This is a genomic window from Pseudomonas sp. EA_65y_Pfl1_P113, assembly GCF_963970525.1.
Lineage (GTDB): Bacteria > Pseudomonadota > Gammaproteobacteria > Pseudomonadales > Pseudomonadaceae > Aquipseudomonas > Aquipseudomonas tritici.
The window spans coordinates 20992-44539 of the sequence record NZ_CAXAQM010000014.1 but is presented as its reverse complement, the minus strand read 5'-3'; the positions used below and the strand labels follow the sequence as shown (position 1 = coordinate 44539).

Genomic DNA, 23548 nt, shown 5'->3' with positions numbered 1-23548 from the left:
TACAGTGCCCAGCAGGTCATACGATCATGCGCCTCGCGACCCTCAGCCTCTTGATGCTGCTTACCGGCCCTACCTGGGCAGGCACCATGGCGATCTCCGCCATGCCTGGTGGTGCAGTCATCTACAAGAAGGTCGAGAGTATCCGTGAACGCCGGTTCGCCAACCTGGTGGAACAGAAAACCGATTTCAGCTGCGGTGCTGCGGCACTGGCCACCATCCTGCGCCAGGGCTACTGGCTCGACGTAGACGAAGACCACGTCATCAAAGGCATGCTGCTCAATGCAGACCAGGACCTGGTACGTACCCAGGGCTTTTCCATGCTGGACATGAAGCGCTACCTCGAAAGCATCGGCATGCGTGCCCGGGGCTACAAAATCGGGCCAGATACCCTGGCGACCGTGAAGATCCCCGTGGTGGTGTTGCTGGAAATTCGTGGCTACAAGCACTTCGTGGTGTTGCAGCGCGCGGACAAGGAGTGGGTCTATGTCGGTGACCCGGTGCTGGGCCACAAGCGCTATTCGCACGACGACTTCGTCAAAGGCTGGAATGGCATCGTCTTCGCCGTGCTGGGTGAAGGCTACGACAAGGCCAACGCCTTGCTTGACCCGCCCACGCCACTGACCGCCAAGAACCAGTTGAATGAGTTCACGCCCGTAGGCGATGCCGAGTTGATGGACTTCGGTTTCATCCAGAGCGACTTCTTCTAAGAAGCGCAAAAAGGAGCAGGACGCTCCAGGAGCAAGAGATGAACACTTCCCGTTGGCTGACGGTCTTGTGCCTGGCAGCCTCAATGCCCGCTTATGCTTCATCGGGGTTCAAGCCGATTGAGCTCAAGGATTCGGAAATGGCCGAACTGCGCGGCCGGTATGTGATGCCGGGGCGGATTATCAGTTTCGGTATTGTCATGAGCAGCACCTGGACCAATGCCATAGGCGACACCATCACCGGCAAGGCCAGCATGCAAGTCGACTCGTCCACCATCACCCCGCAGTTTTACGTGCAGACCACCGGCTCGGCTGGCACGGGCACCCACCAGAATACCGGTACCGGTAACGTGGTCGGGGGAGCAGGCCTGGGCACTGGCACGGGCGTGACCCAAAGCGTACGCACCGCCGGCGATGGCAACACTGCCTACAACAATGTCGGTATCAACGTCACAGAGAATGGCTTCGCCCCCTCCAGCATCGTGCAATCAGGGCATGTGCTGGTGGCGGGTGGCACAGTCAGCGGCGACAGCGCGGCCGGCCGTGTGAGCGTGTCGGCCAACAATGGCGGCTTGCAGATGGCGATCCAAGGCAATCATAACCAGGGCAACAGCCGCCAGCAGATCGGTGGCGGGCAAGTGCTCCAAGGCACGGTATTAACCGGCGATAGAAACGTCGTCACTAACATGACGCAGCTCAATGTGGTGATGAACAACGGCCTGACCAACCCGGCATTGAACTGCAATCTGGACCCACTCAAAGGCCTACGCACGCTAGGTTATTGAACTACGCTGACCCTCGACACTTTCGCATTAGAAAAGGACGGCTTATTTCATGCATCGATCGTTATCGCTACGTGCGGTGGTTTGTTTAAGTACGCTCTTGCCTGCATCCATGTTGTATGCCGCGCCAGACGCCGATATCGAAGCCCTCAAGCAGGAACTTCTGGAACTCAAGCAGCGGTACGAAGTACAACAAAAAGCCTTGGCGGTGTTGGAGCAGCGGGTTCGTCAAGTCGAGGATCAACCGGCCACACCGGCGCCCAAACGCCTGGCCAAATCCCCGGCAGACTTCCAGAAAGCCAGCGGCACAACGGTGGCCGGTACCGGCGCGGCAGCAGCATCAGGCGGTGCGGGAGGCGGTGGCAGTTCCTACGGTCAGTCGCTCAAGGACGATTCAGCGCCTGCGCAAAGCGTAAGCAACCTCTACAACGAGGCCAGCGGCTTTTTTGGCAATGGCAAGTTCAGCTTTGAAACCGGTGTGACCTATGCGCGCTACGACGCTCGCCAACTCACGCTCAACGGCTTCCTGGCGCTGGACTCGATCTTCCTGGGCAATATCAACCTGGACCGGATCAAGTCGGATAACTGGACCCTGGACCTGACTGGCCGCTACAACGTCGACAACCGTTGGCAGTTCGACGTGAACGTGCCGGTGGTGTACCGCGAATCGACCTACCAGTCCGGCGGTGCCGGCAACAACGCCAACGCCACCTCGGAAGAGTCGGTGAGCCGCGACCCAACCATCGGCGACGTCAACTTCGGCGTGGCCTACAAGTTCCTCGATGAAACCCCGACCCTGCCGGATGCGGTAGTGTCGGTGCGCGTCAAAGCGCCTACGGGCAAAGAACCGTTTGGCATCAAGCTGGTGCGGTCTACCGCCAACGACAACCTGTATGTGCCGGAAAACCTGCCGACGGGTAACGGTGTATGGTCGATCACGCCGGGTATCTCGCTGGTCAAGACTTTCGACCCAGCCGTGCTGTTTGGCTCGCTGTCCTATACCCATAACTTCGAGGAGTCGTTTGACGATATAAGCAGTGACGTCAACCAGAAGGTCGGCGGCAAGGTCAGCCTGGGCGACAGCTTCCAACTTGGCCTCGGCGTGGCCTTCGCGCTGAACGAGAAGATGAGCATGTCGTTCTCGGTGTCCGACCTGATCCAGCGCAAGAGCAAGCTCAAGCCTAACGGTGGGGACTGGCAGTCGGTGACGTCCAGCGACGCCAACGCGGGTTACTTCAACGTGGGCATGACGATTGCGGCGACGCAAAACCTGACAATCGTGCCTAACCTGGCGATCGGCATGACGGACGATGCGCCAGACTTCACGTTTAGCCTGAAATTCCCGTACTACTTCTGACACCAAGCGGCCCAAGTAAATACGCTGCACGCAGCGCACAAGGAAAAGCCCCGCAACGATAAGGGTCGTTGCGGGGCTTTTCGGTTTACCCGCCCTAGCGGATCTGGTGTTTGTGCAGCAACCGGTAGAACGTGGGCCGGGAAACGCCCAGTACACGGGCCGCCACACTCAAGTTGTCGCTGTGCCGATTGAGCACGTCGCGCAGCGCCTGGCGTTCGGCGCGGTGCTTATAGTCTTCCAGTGTAGCCATGGGCGGCGAAATTGCCTGCTGGCCGTGCAAGCCCAGATCAACGGCTTCGATCTGGCGTCCTTCGGCGAGCACCAGCCCGCGGCGCACGCGGTTGGCCAACTCGCGCACGTTTCCAGGCCAAGCGTGCTCGCCCATCGCGACGAGGGCGTCATCACTGAAACTACGCGGGCGACGACCGGTTTCCTGACTGTAGAAACGTGAAAAGTGGTTGGCCAGCATCGCGACGTCGCCATGGCGGTCGCGCAATGGTGCGGTCACCACTTGCAGGACATTAAGGCGGTAATACAAGTCTTCGCGGAAGGTCCCTTTCTCAACGGCGGCTTCCAGGTCGACGTGGGTGGCGGCCAATACCCGCACATCCACCGGGATCGGCTGGCTGCCGCCAACCCGCTCGATCTGCTTTTCCTGGAGAAATCGCAAAAGATTGGCTTGCAGCTCCATCGGCAGATCACCGATTTCATCCAGGAACAACGTGCCGCCGTTGGCCGCCTCGATTCGCCCGACCTTGCGCTGATGGGCGCCGGTGAACGCACCTTTTTCATGGCCGAACAATTCGGATTGAATCAAGTGTTCAGGGATCGCACCGCAGTTGATCGCCACAAACGGCTTGTCATGCCGCTGCGATTGTCGATGCAACGTCTTGGCCACCAGCTCTTTGCCGGTGCCGCTGTCGCCACGAATCAACACGGGAGATTCGGTGGGCGCCAGCTTCGACAATAATCTGCGCAGTTCGCGAATAGGCCGGCTGTCACCGAGCAATTCGTGCTCGGGCTCATCCACCGAGGTATGGCCCTTGCCCCGCAACCGCGCCATGCCAAAAGCACGGCCCAGGGTCACCTGTACGCGAGAGACGTCGAAAGGCAAGGTATGAAAGTCAAAGAACCATTCGCAGACGAAGTCACCGAAGTTCTGCAGCCGCAGCACATCCTGGTCGAGCACGGCGATCCACTCGGTCCCACTGCGGCCGATCAGCTCTTTGACGGCTTCGGGTCGTTCCAGGTGAGCGGGCTGCAAACGCAGCAGGCCGACGTCGCAGGATCGGTCGCCCACCGCGTCCAAGCTGCAACTGTCGACGTCCCACCCCGCCGCGCGCAAACCGGGCAACAGCCCGTGGCACTCATCACAAGGATCAACTACTAGCAATCGACGTTGAACGGGCGGGCCACCCATGACTGTTCCTTGGCGTCAAAATTGGTAAATTTATTTAGAAACAACAGTTTGGAACATCTGTTGCCAACCCTAGCAAGATCTTGACGCAGTCCTTGTACCGTTTCGCTATAAGCCTGGGCAAAAAGCCATCCCCCAACTTCGCGCCGTTAAAAGTTACGCGACGCTGAAACGTTCAATCCGCTTTCAAAACAGCCGCTTACATGACGTTAATCACTAAATGTTGAAAATAGTTGTTTTAATGTGTGACCCGTACCCGGCCATCGTGCATCAGTACAAGTAACCCGCCGCACGGTCAGCCCAACCGCCGGCACTCACTTGAATGGGCAATGAGAGAGAACCCACATGAACGCCCCGCTCCGCATCAACGAAGCTCTTTTGATCGCAGACCGTGCCTTCCAACCCTTTCAGTGCGTGGCCTGGCACGATGGCAACGGCGCCCTGAGCCTGAGCGTCATCGACCGCACCAATACCCGCATCGGCAGCAAACAACTGTCGTCAAGTGCCTATACCGACCCGATGCAGTTGGAAAACTTGCTGTTGCAAGCCCGTGCCGAGCTCGATAAAGATGGCCACCAGTTGCAATCCTGGGCCATGCCGAAGTAATCCAGCGCTGTAACTTGCGCTCATCGTTTTAAATGAGCGCACGTTCAGTGTTAGAGCGAAAACCGCTTATCGCTTCGCGAGAATAAACCGCTCAATCGCTTCGGCAGCGCCGTCTTCGAGATTGCTGCCAGTGACCACACTGGCCTGGCGCTTGACGGTTTCTTCAGCCTGCCCCATGGCAATCGATAACCCGGCCACATGAAACATCGCCGGGTCATTGCCACCATCACCGATGGCCGCCGTCTGCTCCAAGGGGACCCCAAGGTGCGCCGCCAAGGTTTTCAAGGCCTCGCCCTTATTGGCCAACATCGCAGTGACATCCAGGTACACCGGTTGCGAGCGTGACACTTGGGCTGCCCCCTGCACCTTGGGCTGCAGCTGCGCTTCCAGCTCCACCAGCAATTGCGTGTTGTGGCTGGCAGCGACAATCTTGTCGATCCGGTCCAGGTACGGCTCAAAACTCTCCACCACTACCGGCCCGTATCCCAGGCCATCGGTTTCGCGCTGCTGCATCGGCCCTGGCGGGTCACGGCGCAGCCAATCGCCATCGGCAAACACCCACACTTCCACCTCCGGCTCCGCTGAAAACAGCGCCAGGGTCACCAGCGCCGCTTCTGCCGGAAGATGGTGGGCGACCAGGATGCTGCCATCCGGGTGGATCAGCGTGCCACCGTTAAAGCCGGCCACCGGCACATCGATGCCGAAGGTTTCGATCAGGTGCAGCATGGCCTTGGGCGGTCGCCCGCTGGCCAGGCTGAAAAACACCCCACTGTCGCGCAAGGCGCGCACAGCGTCGGCAGTGCGCTGGCTGAGGCTGTGATCAGGATGCAACAACGTGCCGTCCACATCACTGAGGATAAAACGGATGGGATGAATCGCTGCATCACTCATCCGAGGCTGTGCCAGGCACGGCCATCACGGGCCAGCAACGCATCGGCGGCTGCAGGCCCATCCTCACCCGACTTATAGGCCTGGATCCCGTCATCTTCCTGCCATGCATCGAGGAAGGGCTGCACGGCGCGCCAGCCGTTTTCGATGTTATCCGCACGCTGGAACAAAGTCTGGTCGCCGGTCATGCAGTCGTAGATCAGGGTTTCGTACCCGGTCGAGGGCTGCATCTCGAAGAAGTCCTTGTAGGCAAAACCCAGCTGAATGTTGGCCATGTCCAGGGTCGGCCCGGGCTTTTTCGCCAGCAGGTCGAACCACATGCCTTCATTCGGCTGGATCTGGATTTTCAGGTAGGTGGGCTTGATCTCATCGACTTCGGTATCGCGAAACTGTGCATAGGGTGCCGGCTTGAAGCAGATCACGATTTCGGTGTCGCGCACGCTCATGCGCTTGCCAGTGCGAAGGTAGAACGGCACGCCGACCCAGCGCCAGTTGTCGATCATCACCTTGAGGGCGACGAAGGTCTCAGTGCTGCTGTCAGGTGCAACGTTGGCTTCTTCGCGGTAACCCGGCAGTGGCTTCCCGCCGATTTCACCGGCGGTGTACTGCCCGCGTACCGAGTTGGTCCGCGCATCTTCCAGGGACCACGGGCGTACGGCGCCAATCACCTTGGCTTTTTCACCGCGCACGGCGTCGGCACCAAAGGCGGCAGGTGGCTCCATCGCCACCATCGCCAGCAGTTGGAACAAGTGATTGGGCACCATGTCGCGCAGGGTGCCGGTCTTCTCGAAGAAATTGCCACGGGTTTCAACACCGACAGTTTCGGCGGCGGTGATTTGCACGTGGTCGATGTAATGGTTGTTCCAGAACGCTTCGAACAGCACGTTGGAGAAACGGCTGATCAGGATGTTCTGCACCGTCTCCTTGCCCAGGTAATGGTCGATGCGATAGATCTGCTTCTCGCTCATCACCTTGAGCAGGCTGGCATTCAGCGCTTCGGCGGTGGCCAGGTCGGAACCGAAAGGTTTTTCGATCACCACGCGACGGAAGCTGTCATCGGTTTCCGTCAGCAGGCCAGCACTGCCCAGGCGCTGCACCACGTCGCTGAAAAAGCGCGGTGCGGTGGCCAGGTAAAACACCGCGTTGCCAGTGCCGCTGTCGGCGATCTTCTTGCCAATGTCGGCGTAGGTGCTGTCGTCGAGGAAATCACCTTCGACGTAGCTGATGCCCTTGGCCAACTGCGCCCATAATTGTGGGTCCAGGGCGTTATCCGCATTACCCTTGACCTTGCTCGCCGCTTCGGTGCGAATGAAGTCTTCGAGTTTCTTCGCGAAATCGGCGTCGCTGATGGCGTTGTGATCAACGCCGACGATGCGCAAGCCATCGCCCAGCAGCCCATCACGACTGAGGTTGTACAGCGCCGGCATGAGCAGGCGCTTGACCAGGTCGCCATGGGCGCCAAACAGAAACAAGGTGGTCGGTGGTGCGGGTTCGGCCTTGGTTTTTTTGCCGTTGGCGGTCATTTTTTGGAAGTCTCCACGTGACCACCAAAGCCGAAGCGCATGGCAGAGAGCATTTTGTCACCGTACGTGCTCTGCTGACGCGAGCGGAAGCGGGCGAACAGCGAGGTGGACAGTACGGGCACCGGCACGGCTTGTTCCATGGCGGCTTCGATGGTCCAGCGGCCTTCGCCACTGTCGGCAACGGAACCGGAGTAACCGTCGAGTTTCGGGTCGGTGGCCAAGGCGTCGGCGGTCAGGTCCAGCAGCCAGGACGACACCACACTGCCACGGCGCCAGACTTCGGCAATATCGGCAACGTTCAGGTCGAAACGCTGGTCTTCCGGCAGGTTTTCCGAATTCTTGGTCTTGAGGATGTCAAAACCCTCGGCGAACGCCTGCATCATCCCGTATTCGATGCCGTTGTGGATCATCTTGACGAAATGCCCGGAACCCGCAGGGCCCGCGTGGATATAGCCCTGCTCGGCGCGAGGGTCAGCGCTGGCAGAACGGTCCTTGGTGCGCGCAATGTTGCCCTGGCCCGGGGCCAGGCTCTTGAAGATAGGATCAAGGCGCTGCACGGTCCCGGCATCCCCACCGATCATCATGCAGTAGCCACGTTCCAGGCCCCAGACGCCGCCGGAAGTACCGACGTCGACATAGTGCAGGCCTTTCTCCGCCAGTGCCTTGGCCCGGCGAACGTCGTCCTTATAGTTGGTGTTGCCGCCGTCGATGATTGCATCGCCGTCTTCCAGCAGTGTGCTCAATTCGTTGATGGTGTCTTCGGTCGGCGCGCCTGCCGGTAACATCACCCACACGGTGCGTGGCTTTTGCAGCCCGGCAACCAGGGCCTTGAGGCCGGCAACGCCAGTGGCGCCCTCTTCGCTCAAGCCTTTGACAAATGCTTCGTTACGGTCGTAAACAACGGTGGTATGCCCATTGAGCATCAGGCGCCGTGCAATATTCCCGCCCATGCGGCCTAGTCCAATAATCCCCAGTTGCATGTGCTGATGCTCCTAACTACTAAAAAATGTGTGACATAGTTTATAGCGCAATGAGGCTAATGAGGGTTAGTCCAGCGCGGATACCTGTAGTTTCATGAGAAAAATTTGCCACCACTTCGGCATCACTGCACAAAAAGTCACAGGACCTTCAAAAATAAAAAAGTTCCATTGCTCGCAAAAAGAATTCAGAATCGTCCTGACTGCTGCCGAGAACCTCGACTCAAGCGTTCTGGCACACCGCGACACACTGGCTATTTGCGAGGTAAGCAATGAGCACTGCACAGATGAACCGTCCGCCACAGACCCTCTACGTCACCATTCGACGCGACGAGCTGCGCCAGTTGAAAGACGAACGCGAACAACTGCAGCAGGAAGTCATACGCCTGCGTTCGCACATCATCCAGGCCCAGTTGGATCAGCCTTCCGGCGCCCAGCCAGCGCTCTGCTGAGCCCCGTCATCACGTTGTAAGATTACGCCTACAAAAATCTTACAACGTTTTCACACCTCCCTCCCGATACTCCCGCCCGAAGGGCCACCCCATGCAAGGGTGGCCTCTGTTGCGCGCAGCCCTGCGCGTCGACTGAAAAATTATCGGGTTGGAGCGCTGGATGGCGATGTTCGAACGCAGAACGAAGTCTGCGAAAAGCTTTGATTGGGCCGGTCTTGGCTGGCTATTCCTGTTTTTCTGGTACTTCTCGGGTATTACCCAACTGCTGATTCAGCTCAGTGGCACCTCTGGTTTCAGTGGTTTTCGCCAAGCGTTCTTCATGAGTGCGATCTGGCTGGCGCCACTGCTGATATTCCCCCGCCGTACGCGCTTGTTCGCCGCCTTGATCGGCGTAGTCCTGTGGGCCTGCTCCATGGCCAGCCTGGGCTATTTCTTCATCTACCAGCAGGAATTTTCTCAAAGCGTCATCTTCATCATGTTCGAGTCGAACATCTCTGAAGCCGGTGAATACGCCACCCAATATTTCGCCTGGTGGATCGTGCTGGCGTTCATCGCCCACACCGCCGCGGCCATTTTCCTATGGACCCGCGTCCGCCCGGTGTATCTGCCACGTGGCCAGGCGCTGCTCGCAGCGACGGCGATCCTGGTGGGCGTCATTGGTTACCCGCTGGTCAAGCAGATCGCCCGCAGCGACACGATGGACGATGCCATCGACCGCTTTGAATCGCGCATCGAACCTGCGGTGCCGTGGCAGATGATCGTCGCCTACCACCATTACACCGAGCAGTTGGACAACATGCAAGGCATGCTCGACAGCGCCAGCCAGATCCCGCCTCTGACAAACCTCAAGGACAGCATGGCCGGCCAGCCCTCAACCCTGGTACTGGTGATCGGCGAATCCACCAACCGTCAGCGCATGAGCCTCTACGGCTACCCGCGTAACACCACGCCGGAGCTGGACAAACTGCGCGACCAACTGGCGGTGTTCGACAACGTCATCACCCCGCGCCCCTACACCATCGAAGCGCTGCAACAGGTATTGACCTTCGCTGACGAAGAGAACCCGGACCTGTACCTCAAGACGCCATCCATTGTCAGCGTGATGAAACAGGCCGGCTACAAGACCTACTGGATCACCAACCAACAGACCATGACGAAGCGCAACACCATGCTCACGACCTTTTCCGAACAGGCCGACGAGCAGGTGTACCTGAACAACAACCGCAACCAGAACGCCCGTCAATACGACGGCGACGTACTGGCGCCGTTTTCCAAGGCCCTGGCCGACCCGGCCGAGCGTAAGTTCATCGTGGTGCACCTGTTGGGCACCCACATGAGCTACCAGTATCGCTACCCGCAGACCTTCGATAAATTCACCGGCCGCCAGGGCGTGCCTGCAGGCGTGAGTGACGATCAATTGCCGACTTACAACAGCTACGACAATGCCGTGCTGTACAACGACTTCGTGGTGTCGAGCCTGATCAAAGACTACGCCAAGACCGATCCAAACGGTTTCCTGCTGTACTTATCGGACCACGGCGAAGACGTGTTCGACTCGGCGGGCCACAGCACGCTGGGACGCAACGAAAGCAAGCCGACGGCGCCGATGTACACCGTTCCGTTCATGGCCTACGCCTCGCCAAAATGGCGTGAAAGCCATGACTGGAGCTTTGCAGGCGACTTGCAACGGCCTTACAGCAGCTCACAGCTGATTCATACGTGGGCCGACCTCGCCGGCCTGAGTTTCAGCGAGTTGGACCTTACGAAAAGCCTGGTGAGCGACCGCTTCACGGCGCGCCCACAGATGATAGGTAACCCATACCTACGCCAACAAAAACCCCTGATCGACTTCAGCCTGATCAAGCCGAAAAAGGTGAGCCCGACTGACGTGGTGCTCCAGGAACAACCGGCGCCGTAACACAAAAATAACAATCATTCTCGCTTAAGCCTAAAGTTCGCCCGCTCTTTTCGTCTTTGAACCATGGCCTTTCCCGACCGGAAAGGCCAAAAAGACGACAAGGAGTCTTCTGCGATGTTTGCGCCTCTAACCCGTTCCATGACCTTCACCCTCGGCCTCTTCAGCGTGGTCGCGAGCCCGGATCTGTTGGCTGAAACCGACCCCGAACAGAAAACGTTCGAACTGGGCGCCACGAGCATCACCGCCGAGAGCCTTGGCGCCACCACTGAACACACGGGCGCCTACACGACCGGTTCGATGAGTACCGCCACCCGCCTTGACCTGTCCGTCAAGGAAACCCCGCAGTCGATCTCGGTGATCACTCGCCAGCAGATGGATGATTTCAATCTCAATACGTTGACAGAGGTGCTGCGCCAGACCACGGGGGTCAACGTTCAGCACAACGATTCCGACCGTGTCTCCTACTCCTCGCGTGGTTATGGCATCAGCAACTACCAGATTGATGGGATGCTCAACACCTTTGGCTACATGAAATCCGATGCCGACACCATCATCTACGACCACATTGAGGTGGTTCGTGGCGCTACCGGCTTGACCACCGGCGCCGGCGACCCCTCCGCCACGGTCAATATGGTGCGCAAGCGCCCTACCGCTCAATGGCAGGCGCAAACCGGGGTAAGAGCCGGCAGCTACGACAACTACTACAGCTACATGGATGTGGGCGGGCCGCTGGCGTTCGACGGCAAGCTGCGCGGGCGCACGGTGCTGGCCTACCGCGACAGCCAATCCTTGCGTGATAACTACGGGCTGCAACGGTCGGTTGGCTACGGCATTCTTGAAGCAGATTTATCAGACGAAACCGTGCTGGCCGTAGGTTTTGATTACCAGAACAAGCAAGTGCAAGGCACGTCCTGGGGCACCGTGCCTTACTGGAATAGCCAGGGTGGCAAGGCCGGGTTGTCGCGCTCGACCAATATGGCGGCGCACTGGAGTTCCTGGCCGCTGACCGACAAGACAACCTTCGCCAGCCTCGATCATCGGCTGGGCGGTGACTGGCATTTAAAGGCCGCCTATACCCATCGCCAGAGCGACACGGATGGCAAGGTGTACTACGGTGGCGCGGGTTTCCCCAATGACGACCGCAGCGGCATGACCGCCTGGGCCAGCCACATGCGTGGCACCTCAAGAATGGAAGCTGTGGACCTCAACCTTGCCGGCAGCTACGCGTTGCTGGGCCGCGAGCATGCACTGATGATGGGTTATGGCGAGGCCACGCAGCGCGACGTGTCCCCTGTGATGCGCAGCAGCATACCGGGTGGCTACTACACGATCGAAGACTGGAAATACATGGGCGGGATTGGCACGTTCGGCGACACCGTTACCGACCTCAAGGGTGAACACAGCAGCAAGCAACAGAAAGCCGGCTACTTGGCCACGCGCTTGAGCCTCACCGAGCGCTTGCACGCCGTACTGGGCAGCCGCTATGGCAGTTGGGCGTTGGAGAGCGCGACGCCCGAATACGGTGACGATGACCAGTTGATCGCGGCCAACAAGACTCGCCAGACCCACAACGACCTGTTGACGCCTTACGCCGGCCTGCTCTACGACATCACGCCGGAATACACCGTCTACGCCAGCTACACCGACATCTTCAAACCGCAAAGCCTCAAGGACGTCAACCGCAAGTACCTGGAACCGGTGGTGGGCAGCCACTATGAGGTGGGTCTCAAGGGAAGTTTGCTGAAAGAGCGCTTGAATGTGGCAGCCGCGTACTTCTGGAGCACACAGGACAACGTCGCTGAGCGGGATGAATCGGCCCTGCCTAACCCGACCACGGGTGAGGAGTACTACAAGTCCGGCGGCAAAGGTAACAAGGTCAACGGCTTCGAATTGGAGGTTGCCGGCGAAGTGATGCCGGACTGGAACCTGACGGCGGGCTACACCTACACCCACTCCGTTAATGGCTCGGACAAGCGCAACAACACCGGGCAGCCATTGAATTTGCTGAAGGTGTCCAGCGCCTACCGTTTGCCGGGGACGTGGCGAAACCTGACGGTGGGTGGTGCCGTGAACTGGCAGAGCGATATCTATGAGTTCAGCGACAGGCCTACAGGCCAACGTGTCGGTAATCAGCGGGTCACCGAACGGGCGAAAATCACCCAGCAGGCCTACGCAGTGGTCAACCTGATGTCCCGCTACCAGTTCGACGAACACGTTTCGGCGTCGATCAACGTCAATAATCTATTTGATAAAAAATATTACGAACGCGTCGGCTTCTATAACGGCGTTTATTGGGGCGACCCGCGCGCTATCACGCTTGCGCTGGATTGGACGCTTTAAGCTACAGCTTATATGACCGCCAACCTTAACAAAATCGTTAAGGTTGACGCCTATCCAATTAAGCTTCGCTTAATCCACCCTGCACATAATCTGCCCCACGAGTCTGATCTAAGAGAACAGACACCGATCACACTTTTTGGGAATACTGACAATGAAAATCTCGACGCTGATGCTGGCTGGCTTAATGACCTTGACTTCCGCCGCTGCCTTCGCCGAAGGCGGCTCAGAGCGCTCTAAAGAGTTTTACGCTAACTTTAATTTCATGCAGGACAAGATGAACGGCCCAGCCGAGGAAACGGCCTCCAGCGAGGTTAAAAACTCGAAAACCGATGAAACACAGCAACCAAAAAGTTGATGTACCGTCATACTCTTTGTCATTCCGCTCCGTTGACAAAGATTAACTTGGCGCCATGTAATGGCGCCTTTTTTATTGCCCGTCATAACACTATTTTTTACAGCGGCTTATTCCAAAACAACATGGCGCCATAAGCGGGATCAAATTTAGCGCCGTCAAACCCGAACTTGCGGTATGCGGCCTTCGCTACTTCATTGCCCTCAAGCACTTCCAAAGTAATCTTGCAGCAACCGCGTTGGCGGGCGATTTCCTCAACCTTCTGCAGCATTTTCTGACTCAAGCCCAAGCCACGGAACCGATCCATTACCGCCACGTCATGGACGTTGACCAATGGGCGACAGGCGAAGGTCGAGAAACCTTCAAAACAATTCACCAACCCCGCCGGCTCTCCATTCACAAACGCCAACACGCTGAACGCGTGCGCACGCTTGGCTAATTCGCTCGGCAGTTGCGCTAGCAAATCCGGGTCCAGGCTGTGCCCGCCCCCCATCGCGTCTTCGGCGTAATGGTTGAGCACCAGCGCGATGGCTTCGGCATGCACGGCGTTCGTGTAGCTGGCTTGCAGCACCAGGATGTCAGGGGTGTCCATTTCCTTCCTCGATAACGGCAACAAGGGATTCGGTTCCCTTTGAGAGGCCAATTGTAAACGTGGAATCACCACCTGCTGAAGGAGATTAACTACAAATATGCGTTTGAAAACGCGAAGGTTGTGCCGGTAAAAAAGCGCGAATCTTTCATTTCCTGATCTTTTCGCACACGCTTGAGCCATAACGCTGCAACTGCATTTCCTGCAAACGGCTCAGGGTGCGGCGGAAAGGAAACGCCAGGTAACCCTCGGTATAGAGACATTCGAGGGGCACCTGAGCCTCGATGAACAACGGCACCTTGCGGTCGTAGCATTCGTCCACCAATGCAATGAACCGACGCACGCTATCGTCGTGCACCGACAACTGCGGCAATTCGCGATCACCGGCCACCACACGCTGGGCGCCGTCTTCGGTGCCACGGGCTATGCGGCCCGGGCGCTGTTGCGCGCTGAGATTAGGGACTTCGCTCAACAGGATGGCATTGAAACGATCGCACATCAGCATGAAGTCCATCGCGGCCAGCGGCTGCTCACAGAGATCGGCATAACGGCACCAAAGCACTGTTTCACAGGACTGGACAGCCAGAATAGAACGATGCCCGACGGGAATCGGCCCGCTGCTCACTGCCTGGTCTTCGGCCAATTGCTTGAACACAGCTGCCAACGCATCGGGTTGATTCACCCAATAGCGCTGAAGGCCGGCGCCAGGGTGCAAGCGATGATCCTCAGCGCCATCCACCGCCACCACTTGCAAATGCTGCTCTATCGCCGCAATGCCGGGCAAAAACCGCTCACGGTTGAAGCCATCGGCATACAACTGGTCAGGCGGTTGGTTAGAGGTGCAGACCATTACCACGCCGTCCTCGAACATCACCTGAAACAGGCGACCGAGGATGATCGCGTCACCAATGTCATTGACGAACAGTTCATCGAAGCACAACACGCGCACTTCCTGGCTGAGCTCCCGGGCCAGCGCCTGCAAAGGGTCGTGGGTGCCCGTCAGTTGGAACAGACGCTGATGCACCCACCCCATGAAGTGGTGAAAATGCTGGCGCCGCGCGGGCACCCGCAGGCTTTGGTAGAACTGATCCATGAGCCAGGTCTTGCCACGGCCCACAGGCCCCCACAGGTACACGCCGGTGATCGGCGCGCGACCTTGATGCAAGGCTTCATGGCAGGCTTGTAACGCATCCACCGCGCGACGCTGGGCGTCGTCGGCAACGAAGCCCTGTTGAGCAATGGCGTATTGGTAGGCAGCGAGCGGTGAGTCAGAAGTCATGCCCGGCATTATGGCCTACGGAGAAAGCTACAGCCGTAAAAAAACGGCCCGACAGGCCGTTTTTTACTGCAGCGTAGTGACTCAGGCGAGGCTCTTGCTGACCACCTCGAACACATCGCTCGACAGTTCGCCGGACGCTCGAATGCGCTCCAGCTCCGCTTTCATCAGCGCCTGACGCGCGCTGTCGTATTTACGCCAACGGGTCAGTGGCGCCAATTGGCGCGAAGCGATCTGCGGGTTGAAGGCATTGAGCTCGATCACCAGGTCCGCCAAGAAGCGATAACCCGAGCCGTCCGCTGCGTGGAAGTTGATCAGGTTCTGCCCGGCAAAGGCGCCGATCAAGGCGCGCACCTTGTTCGGGTTCTTCAACGTGAACGCTGGGTGTTCCATCAACGCTTTGACCCGCGCCAGCCCGCCCGGCAAGGTGCTGCCGGCCTGAACGCTGAACCACTGGTCCATGACCAGCGGGTTGTCTTTGAAGTTGTCGGCAAACACGGCCAGCGCCTGCGCCTTCTCCACTTGGAACGGCGAATTCACTAACACTGCCAGTGCGGTCAGGCGCTCGGTCATGTTGTCGCTGCTGTCGAACTGTTCAAGCGTCGCGGCCAGGACTTCCGGCTTGCCGCTAAGCATCAGGTACGACAGCGCGATGTTCTGCAACGCACGACGGGCAAAATGCTCAGCGGCAGCAACATACGGCGTTTGCTTGGACAGCTCGCGATTGGCCTGGTAGCGCAGCCACAGTTCTTCATGCAGGTTGTCGGCCAGTTGCTTGCGCGCAAACTCACGGGCGGCGTGGATGGCATCCACATCCGCCACTTCGCTGATTTCGGCCAGGTAGGCTTCACCCGGCAACGATAGCATCTCCGCAACCATTGCCTGGTCCAGGCGTTCGTCGCTCAACACGCTGCGCAGCGCGGTGATCAACCGCTGATCCATCTTCAAGGCCTGGCCTTGTTGATGCTGACCAACCAGCGCCTGCAACACCTGCACCGACAGCTGCTGACCGGCATCCCAACGATTGAAGCCATCGCTGTCATGCTGCATCAGGAACATCAGTTGATCGCGGTTGTACGGGAAGCTCAGCTTCACCGGCGCCGAGAAACCGCGCAGCAGCGAAGGCAAAGGCTGCTCGGCGATATCAATGAAGGTGAAGGTCTGCTCGGCCTCGGTCACCGAGATCACACGCGACGTGCCGCCCGCAACCGCTTCGCCGGCCAGGCGCAAGGCGATACCCGCGCCCTTCGCGTCCAGCAAGCCCAATTCCACCGGGATCACGAACGGCAGTTTCTCTACCTTGTCCGGGGTTTCCGGGCAGCTCTGGCGGAAGGTCAGGCTGTAGGTTTTGGCCGCTGCGTCGTAGGACTCGCTCACCGCCAAACGTGGCGTGCCGGCCTGGCTGTACCAGCGTTTGAACTGAGTCAGGTCGGCGCCGTTGGCATCTTCCATGGCCTTGATGAAGTCGTCGCAGGTCACGGCCTGGCCGTCATGCCGTTCGAAGTACAGGTCGCTGCCTTTACGGAAGCCTTCAGCGCCGAGCAAGGTGTGGATCATACCGACCACTTCCGAGCCCTTTTCGTACACCGTTAGGGTGTAGAAGTTGGAGATTTCGATAAAGCTGTCCGGGCGCACGGCGTGAGCCATGGGGCCGGCGTCTTCGGCGAACTGGTGGGTACGCAGGTACGCCACATCCTGGATGCGCTTGACCGTGGCCGAGTTCATATCAGCCGAGAAGCCCGAATCACGGAACACCGTGAAACCCTCCTTCAGCGACAGCTGGAACCAGTCGCGGCAGGTCACGCGGTTGCCCGACCAGTTGTGGAAATATTCGTGGGCAACGATCGCTTCCACGCGCTGGTGGGCGGCGTCGGTGGCGGTTTCGGCGCGGGCCAGCACGGCGCTGGAGTTGAAGATATTCAGGCCTTTGTTTTCCATGGCGCCCATGTTGAAGTCGTTCACCGCGACAATCATGAAGATGTCGAGGTCGTACTCACGGCCGTAGGTTTCTTCGTCCCAGCGCATGGATTTTTTCAGGCTGGTCATGGCGTGCTGGCACTTGTCGATGTTTTCCGGCTCGACATAGATGCGCAGCGCCACAGTGCGGTCAGTCATGGTGGTGAAGGTGTCTTCAACACACCACAAATCACCCGCTACCAAGGCGAACAGGTAGGCAGGCTTCTTGAACGGGTCTTCCCAGGTCGCCCAGTGGCGGCCGTCTTCGCCGGGGCCGCTGGCGATCGGGTTGCCGTTGGACAGCAGGATCGGATAGCGGTGTTGCTCGGCGATCACCGTGGTGGTGAATGTGCTCATCACGTCCGGGCGGTCAAGGTAGTAAGTGATCTTGCGGAAGCCTTCGGCCTCGCACTGAGTGCAGAACATACTGCCGGACTTGTACAAGCCTTCCAGGGCGGTGTTGGTTTCCGGGTGGATTTTTACCGTGGTATCCAGGGTAAACGTCGCACTCTGCGGATGCACCGTCAGGTGGCTGTCGGTTAGCTGATATTCATCGGCTGTCAACGCCTGATCGGCGAGGTTCACGCTCAACAGCTCCAGCTGCTGGCCATCCAGCACCAGCGGCGGCAAACCTGCGCCGCGCTCCGGGTTGCGGCGCATCACCAGTTGCGCATGGACCAGACTGTGGTCCTCGAACAACTCGAAGGTCAGGTGCGTCTCGTCAATCAGGTAGTCCGGCGCCTGATAGTCCTTCAGGTAAATCATCTTCGGTTGTTCGGTGCGCATGGGTGGCATCCTTTTTACTGATGCACGGCGAGCTGATAGGCCGTGTACTTGCGAATGTTGATTACGCCGGTGTCGAAGATCAGGTATTGGCCCTTGATCCCCAGCAACGTGCCTTCGGCAATCGGGTTCTTGTCCAAGTTGAAGCTGACGATCTTGGTCGGATACTGCTCGACCGGGTAGCGGATTTCGATCGGTTCGATGTCGGCAATCGTTTGGATGGCCTGCAGCCCAAAGCGTTCCTGCAAACTCAGCAGGCCCTCGGCGCAGGAGGCGAACAGTTCATCACGCACGTGCTTGAGGTCGACAGGCTGCGCATCGCCTTTGAGCAGCGCGCGCCAGTTAGTCTTGTCGGCCACTTGGCTACGCAGCACGTCCTCGACGAAACCGGATTGCTGGCGGGTCGCCACGCGCATGATCGGCAGCGCCTGGCTCGCGCCCTGGTCCAGCCAGCGCGTCGGCAGTTGAGTGGCACGGGTGATGCCGACCTTGATCCCCGACGAATTCGCCAGGTAGACCACGTGGTCGGTCATGCAGAATTGCTCGCCCCAGCCTGGGTCGCGGCAGGTGCCGGCGTCGTAATGGCAACGCTCGGGGCTCATGATGCACAGGTCACACTGGGCCAGCTTGGTCATGCACGGGTAGCAATACCCCTGGCTGAAGCTGGTCTTGGTCTTGCGGCCGCAATGGCTGCAATGGATGGCACCGAGGTATTCCAGGCGAATGTGCGTGCCGATCAACGGATTAACCGGCACCTCGGCATCGCCAAGGCGAAACGCGTATTGAACGGTCGGCTCACCGAGTTGCGCCGACATCTTGCTGACTGCACCACGACCAATTTCAATCAATGGATCGCATCCGACTTGAACAGGATGTTCGGCACCGGCGCGGACTTGGACGCGCATTCCTGCGGCCCCATGTAGCCGGTGCGCTGGTCTTCCGGCAAGTTCTGGAGTTCCCAGGCGATCACGGCTTGCAGAGACAGCTCGCGCTGTTCAGGGGACAGTTTGCGCCCATCGGACCACTTGCCGATTTCCACGGCGAGCTTGAGGCTCTCGTAGATGTCCGGGGTGATGTTTTCAATCATTTCAGCAAAAGAGGACATGAGGCTCTTCCTTATCAAATAGACGATTTGCGGCGGCTGTACAACCCGCCCAGCAAGCCGGTCAAGCAACCGATAACCAGGCCGCCGACATGGGCAGCGTTGGCGATTTCGCCGAAGCCGATCATCGAGATCAGCCCCGACATACAGAGCACCAGCCAAATCAGCATCATCGCCAGCACCCCACGGGGCAGGCGATAAGCCGGGTTCGGCGACAGCAGTTGAAAAATCCAGCAATGCCCAAGCAGGCCATATAACACGCCGGACAAACCGCCAAACAGCCCGGGGCCGCCGTAGGCGTATTGAGCGTAGTTGGAGACCAGGCTGAACAAGAGCGTCAGCCCCAGCAGGTTGATACTGCCCTGGCGCGCTTCGATGCGCCGGCCCAGCTCCCAGTACCACATGCCATTCATGGCCAGGTGCAGGATGCCGAAGTGGATCAGCATCGGCGTAACCAACCGCCACCATTGGCCCGAGGCCAGTGTATCGGCCAGCGGCGTGAACTGGATGTACTCACCGAGAATGCGAAACGGCAGGAACGTCAGCCAGCTCATGGCCTGCAGGTTTTCGCCAAGCAAGGTCACCGCGCCAACGATGATGCTCGCCAGCAGCACCAACGCCGTCACAGGGCTATGCCGCAGTTGCTCGACAAAACCCGGGCGCTTGACCGGCGCTTGCTCAGGAATATCCAGTTGCTGGTCCGGATCACCCGCAGGAAAGCGCTGATACAGCACGCGCACATCGTCGCTGATGGTCTCGGGCACCCATAACACTTGCTCGCCCGATTCCTCGCTGATGCGATGGGGCACTTGCATGCGTTGCAGCAGCTTCACGAAGCCACCCAAGTCGACGCCCAGCGGCAGGCGCAATACAGCCACAGTACTCATGTGATGACCTCGGGCCGCTCAACGTCGACCCATACAAATTTACGCGGATCCAGGCGGGGTTCCTGATCCAGGCGGTACGCCACCAACTTGCCGTACAGCACCGCGCTGTAGTCCAGGCAGGCCAGGTTGTCGCGGATCGGCGCCGGTTTGCCGCTGCGCCAGTAATGGCCGACGAACAGCAAAGGCTCGTCGACGCCGTAGCGCAGCAGGGAATTCTTTTCAGTGGACGACAACGGCGTGCGCGCCACCGGCTCCGGCAGTGCGTCGGGCTGGAACACGATGTCGCCGTAGGTCTTGGGGTCGTCTTCCCAGAACTTGGTGCGGAAAAACGAGCGCGTCAGGCCGTCGCCACCGGTCAGCGTCAGGCCATCCGGCAGGCGCATGTCGGTGCCGCGCAGCAGGCGGTCAAACGCATTGCAGGCAAAACTGCCCGGGACGGCGGCGGCCTGCAGGAAGTGCTGGTCGATGCAGCCGTCCGGGAAGGTCGCGCGCAGTGGCTCGATAAACCCGTCATCCCAGCACGCGTGGACCACCCGGAAACGCCCGGCGTCGACAAACAGCGGCATGTCATAGAACCAGCCGAGGAAGTCGTGCCAGTCGGCCGGGTGGTGTTCGAACTGGGTCAGCGTCTCGTGGATCAACCGCGCATGCCGTGGGTTGCGCTCACGCACGAACTGCTTGCCGCTGCCCGGCGGTGCTGGCGTGCTCCAGCCCAGTGCGTTGAATTCGTGGTTGCCCATGATGCACAGCGCCTGGCCAGCCTCGGCCATGTCGTGGACGATATGTAACGCCTCGCGGATACGAGGGCCACGGTCGATGATATCGCCGAGGAACACCGCCATACGCGAAGGATGACGCCAGGTGCCGCCCTGCTTGTGGTACCCCAGCCGCTCGAGCAAGTGCTCAAGGGTATGAGCGCAACCGTGCACGTCACCAATCAGGTCGTAGCTACGCGCGGGATCGAGCATCAGTCGCCTCCACCCCCCAAGCGGCTGCCCCAGCCCAACTTGGTGCGGCACACTTCGTAGTAGTTGTGGTCCAGCGGGTGGATCAACCGCAACTTCTGTGCCTTCTTGCTCACGGTGATGGTGTCACCGGGCGCGCAGGTGAAATGGTTCTGACCGTCACAGGACACCTGCGGGTAGATCTGCATGTCTTTGGACACTACGATTTTCAGCTCACTGTTGCCGTCGACCACGATGGGCCTGCTGGACAACATATGGGGATACATCGGCACGATCACAATGGCATCCAGCTTGGGATGCATGATCGGGCCACCCGCCGACAGCGCGTAGGCGGTGGAGCCGGTCGGCGTGGCGACGATCAGGCCGTCGGCCTTCTGGCTGCACACGAACTGGCCGTCTATATAGAGTTCGAACTCGATCATTCGCGTGGACTTGCCGGGGTGCAGCACCACGTCATTCAAGGCGTCGCCCTGGCCGATGGCTTCGCCGTGGCGGCGCACTTCGGCCTGCAGCAGGAAGCGGTTTTCCACCAGGTAATGGCCGTCGAGCACCTTGGCCACTTCGACTTCCAGCTCATCGGGGCGGATATCGGTGAGGAACCCCAGGCTACCCCGGTTGATCCCCAGTACCGGCACGTTATGCCGCGCCAGGGCCCGGGCGGCGCCGAGCAGGCTGCCGTCGCCGCCAACCACGATAACCATGTCGCAGACTTCGCCGAGCATCTTGCGCGACGAGGTTTGCAGGCCATGGCCTGGGAGGATTTCGGCGATGGTGTCTTCGAGGATCACGTGCAGGTGGCGTTCCAGCAGGAATTTTTTCAGCCGGCGGACGGTGTCCAACACCTGGGTACTGCCCAGGCGACCGATAATGCCGATATTGCGAAATTGCTCCATGGGGCTCCTGCGGGATTTGGGGTGGGGCAAAAAGAACGATTATGGGCGAAAGGCTGCCCCAGGCAAAATCCTTTGTGGCCATGAACCCTTGATGACAACGGTTCTCAGCCACCTGAGCCCCCGTTAAAAGGCTATGCTCGGACCATGACTGTGTTCCCGGATCTGCAGACCCTGCCCCGCCAGCTGCGCCACCCTGAAGTGCGCGACTTGGCGTGGGTGATGCTCGCCCCGCCAATGCTGGCGCAGACGCCGTGGCCGCAACGCCACCCGTTGGCCGGGAGTGATTGGGTGCAAGCGCCACACCTGCTCGAACAATGGCTACGTGCACTCGATCACGACAGCAGCCCCTTGCAACACTGGCTGAGCCTGGCCCGTACCCGTCGTCTTGGGCTTTATTACGAGCGGTTATGGCAGTTCGCCGTGCAGCATGCGCCGGGCGTGGAGTTGCTGGCCGCCAACCTGCCGATCCGCCGCGCCGGGCATACCCTCGGCGAGCTGGATATGTTGCTGCGCGACCGCGATGGCGTGCATCACTTGGAACTGGCGATCAAACTCTATCTGGGGCCGCAGGACGGCGACGGCCAGGACACGGCGCAGTGGCTGGGGCCGGGTTGTCATGATCGGCTGGACCGCAAGCTGGCGCATCTGGCCCAGCACCAATTGCCAATCTCGGCGCGGGCGGAGAGCCGCGAGGTGTTGGCGGCGCTGGATATCCAGCAGTTCGATGCGCATTTGTGGCTGGGCGGGTATTTGCTGTATCCCTGGCCCGGTGAAGCGCAGGCACCCGTGGGTGCCCACCCGCAGCATTTGCGTGGGCGCTGGTTGCATCAGCGCGACTGGCGGGCATTTGTCAGCGCCAGCGCCCCCGGCCGCTGGCAACCCCTGCCCCGGCATGCATGGCTGGCGCCGGCGCATTACCCAGCGGATGAGGTATGGAGTGAGGAGCAGATGCAGGGTTGGCTGGCGGACCTGGATCCGATGGCTCCAGCGCAGCTATTAGTACGGCTGGTTCAGGCGGGTCAGGATTGGGAAGAGGCTGAGCGGCTGTTTCTGGTGGCGGATCTTTGGCCGAATGTGCCGGGGGCGGGCTGATAACCTTGTGGTGTAGTTGAGGGCTTGCTCGCGAAGGCGGCGGCCCAGGCGCTAAACCTTATCGATATGCTGATAATCCAACTGCAACCCAGCCGCCAATTCCTCAGCCCGGCCCAACCTGATCGGCCCACGCTCGATGTCTATCAATAATCCCGAGCACTCCAGCAACGGCAGTCCTGCGACATCCTTAAGCCGCCCATCGGTGATCACCAACAAGCGCTGCTGCTCAGTCGGAAACCGCTTACGCCGCACCGCCAGCCAATTCCCAGCCTCAGTCAGCGCCGCGAACAACGGCGTGCCCCCGCCCGCCCCCAACAGGTCCAACCATCCGGCCAAACCCTTCGCAGCTTTCAGTCCCTGTACCTGCCATTTGGGCGATTGCCCGCTGGCCGTCAACAAGGCCATCCGCGCGCGTTGGCGGTAGGCGTCATCAAACAACTGGGCCAGCAAACCTTTGGCATCGGTGAGCGCACGATGGCGCCGGGTTGACGCCGACGCATCGACAATCACCAGCCACAACTCATGGGCCGAGCGACTGCGCAGGTGAAACCGTAGATCCTCTCGCGATTGCGGCCGGCCATCGAGCAGAGTGCCCGGCCAATTGATCGAACCCTGTTTCGCACTCCGGACCTTACCGTGCCTGCCTCTATCGAGTCGTCCTGCCTTGGGCCGGGCATCCACCCCCGCGT

Annotated in this window: 22 protein-coding genes; 9 read left to right on the top strand and 13 right to left on the bottom strand. The window is 59.6% G+C overall.

What is annotated here, in order from left to right:
• Positions 1–26 precede the first annotated feature (26 nt).
• From AACY52_RS14905 to AACY52_RS14895, 3 genes are read left to right on the top strand one after another with little or no spacing between them, the layout of a single operon-like run.
• Positions 27–707, top strand: a complete 681-nt coding sequence (locus AACY52_RS14905) for a C39 family peptidase (protein WP_339418383.1) — start codon at positions 27–29, stop codon at positions 705–707.
• A gap of 38 nt (positions 708–745) precedes the next feature.
• A complete protein-coding gene (locus AACY52_RS14900; protein ID WP_339418381.1) occupies positions 746–1489 on the top strand; it encodes a hypothetical protein in 744 nt (247 codons plus the stop codon).
• A 49-nt stretch (positions 1490–1538) separates the two neighbouring features.
• Positions 1539–2843, top strand: coding sequence for a hypothetical protein (locus tag AACY52_RS14895; protein WP_339418380.1), 1305 nt, complete (start codon positions 1539–1541; stop codon positions 2841–2843).
• Positions 2844–2937: 94 nt separating this feature from the next.
• Here AACY52_RS14895 and AACY52_RS14890 read toward each other — a convergent pair whose 3' ends face one another.
• Positions 2938–4263, bottom strand: coding sequence for a sigma-54 dependent transcriptional regulator (locus tag AACY52_RS14890; RefSeq protein ID WP_339560579.1), 1326 nt, complete (start codon positions 4261–4263; stop codon positions 2938–2940).
• 342 nt (positions 4264–4605) lie between these two features.
• Here AACY52_RS14890 and AACY52_RS14885 point away from each other — a divergent pair, with 342 nt between their 5' ends.
• Positions 4606–4866: a hypothetical protein gene (locus AACY52_RS14885; RefSeq protein WP_339418378.1), complete on the top strand. Its 261-nt coding sequence runs from the start codon at positions 4606–4608 to the stop codon at positions 4864–4866.
• Positions 4867–4932: 66 nt separating this feature from the next.
• On the opposite strand, the gene AACY52_RS14880 is transcribed toward AACY52_RS14885, so the two are convergent.
• The 3 genes from AACY52_RS14880 to gnd are packed head-to-tail and all read right to left on the bottom strand — an operon-like array spanning position 4933 to position 8257.
• Entirely contained in the window at positions 4933–5757 is an 825-nt protein-coding gene (locus AACY52_RS14880) for an HAD family hydrolase (protein WP_339418376.1), read from the bottom strand.
• A complete protein-coding gene (zwf, locus tag AACY52_RS14875) occupies positions 5754–7277 on the bottom strand; it encodes a glucose-6-phosphate dehydrogenase (protein WP_339418374.1) in 1524 nt (507 codons plus the stop codon). Before zwf ends, AACY52_RS14880 begins: the two co-directional genes overlap by 4 nt.
• Positions 7274–8257 (bottom strand): phosphogluconate dehydrogenase (NAD(+)-dependent, decarboxylating), encoded by a 984-nt coding sequence (gene gnd, locus AACY52_RS14870; protein WP_339418373.1) that lies wholly within the window; start codon positions 8255–8257, stop codon positions 7274–7276. Before gnd ends, zwf begins: the two co-directional genes overlap by 4 nt.
• A 269-nt stretch (positions 8258–8526) precedes the next feature.
• Here gnd and AACY52_RS14865 point away from each other — a divergent pair, with 269 nt between their 5' ends.
• The 4 genes from AACY52_RS14865 to AACY52_RS14850 all read left to right on the top strand — a co-directional run bounded on the left by AACY52_RS14865 (position 8527) and on the right by AACY52_RS14850 (position 13319).
• Complete coding sequence (locus AACY52_RS14865) at positions 8527–8706, top strand: DUF6026 family protein (protein ID WP_139113268.1); 180 nt, start codon at positions 8527–8529, stop codon at positions 8704–8706.
• 160 nt (positions 8707–8866) lie between these two features.
• Positions 8867–10624 (top strand): phosphoethanolamine transferase CptA, encoded by a 1758-nt coding sequence (locus AACY52_RS14860; RefSeq protein WP_339560578.1) that lies wholly within the window; start codon positions 8867–8869, stop codon positions 10622–10624.
• A 114-nt stretch (positions 10625–10738) separates the two neighbouring features.
• On the top strand, positions 10739–12964 hold the full coding sequence (locus AACY52_RS14855; protein ID WP_339436728.1) for a TonB-dependent siderophore receptor: 2226 nt from the start codon (positions 10739–10741) through the stop codon (positions 12962–12964).
• A 151-nt stretch (positions 12965–13115) separates the two neighbouring features.
• The gene (locus AACY52_RS14850) at positions 13116–13319 is read left to right on the top strand and encodes a hypothetical protein (RefSeq protein WP_339418366.1); all 204 of its coding nucleotides are present in this window, start codon (positions 13116–13118) and stop codon (positions 13317–13319) included.
• A 97-nt stretch (positions 13320–13416) separates the two neighbouring features.
• Here the strand turns inward: AACY52_RS14850 and AACY52_RS14845 are convergent, their stop codons facing one another.
• From AACY52_RS14845 to AACY52_RS14810, 8 genes are all read right to left on the bottom strand, one after another.
• Positions 13417–13908, bottom strand: a complete 492-nt coding sequence (locus AACY52_RS14845) for a GNAT family N-acetyltransferase (RefSeq protein ID WP_339436730.1) — start codon at positions 13906–13908, stop codon at positions 13417–13419.
• Between the two features lie 145 nt (positions 13909–14053).
• The gene (gene zapE / locus AACY52_RS14840) at positions 14054–15184 is read right to left on the bottom strand and encodes a cell division protein ZapE (protein WP_339418363.1); all 1131 of its coding nucleotides are present in this window, start codon (positions 15182–15184) and stop codon (positions 14054–14056) included.
• An 81-nt stretch (positions 15185–15265) separates the two neighbouring features.
• Positions 15266–17923, bottom strand: a complete 2658-nt coding sequence (pepN, locus tag AACY52_RS14835; protein WP_339418362.1) for an aminopeptidase N — start codon at positions 17921–17923, stop codon at positions 15266–15268.
• Positions 17924–17937: 14 nt separating this feature from the next.
• On the bottom strand, positions 17938–18768 hold the full coding sequence (locus AACY52_RS14830; protein ID WP_339418509.1) for a DUF2797 domain-containing protein: 831 nt from the start codon (positions 18766–18768) through the stop codon (positions 17938–17940).
• Positions 18765–19025: a DUF1315 family protein gene (locus AACY52_RS14825; RefSeq protein ID WP_339418360.1), complete on the bottom strand. Its 261-nt coding sequence runs from the start codon at positions 19023–19025 to the stop codon at positions 18765–18767. Before AACY52_RS14825 ends, AACY52_RS14830 begins: the two co-directional genes overlap by 4 nt.
• 14 nt (positions 19026–19039) lie before the next feature.
• Complete coding sequence (locus AACY52_RS14820) at positions 19040–19909, bottom strand: rhomboid family intramembrane serine protease (protein ID WP_339438877.1); 870 nt, start codon at positions 19907–19909, stop codon at positions 19040–19042.
• Complete coding sequence (locus AACY52_RS14815; RefSeq protein WP_339428032.1) at positions 19906–20877, bottom strand: metallophosphoesterase; 972 nt, start codon at positions 20875–20877, stop codon at positions 19906–19908. The genes AACY52_RS14820 and AACY52_RS14815 overlap by 4 nt, the downstream gene beginning before the upstream one ends.
• Positions 20877–21767, bottom strand: coding sequence for an NAD(+) kinase (locus tag AACY52_RS14810; protein WP_003217892.1), 891 nt, complete (start codon positions 21765–21767; stop codon positions 20877–20879). Before AACY52_RS14810 ends, AACY52_RS14815 begins: the two co-directional genes overlap by 1 nt.
• A gap of 144 nt (positions 21768–21911) precedes the next feature.
• Here AACY52_RS14810 and AACY52_RS14805 point away from each other — a divergent pair, with 144 nt between their 5' ends.
• Entirely contained in the window at positions 21912–22859 is a 948-nt protein-coding gene (locus AACY52_RS14805; RefSeq protein ID WP_339497559.1) for a DUF1853 family protein, read from the top strand.
• A 51-nt stretch (positions 22860–22910) separates the two neighbouring features.
• On the opposite strand, the gene AACY52_RS14800 is transcribed toward AACY52_RS14805, so the two are convergent.
• Positions 22911–23540, bottom strand: a complete 630-nt coding sequence (locus tag AACY52_RS14800) for a VWA domain-containing protein (RefSeq protein WP_339560577.1) — start codon at positions 23538–23540, stop codon at positions 22911–22913.
• Between the last annotated feature and the right edge of the window lie 8 nt (positions 23541–23548).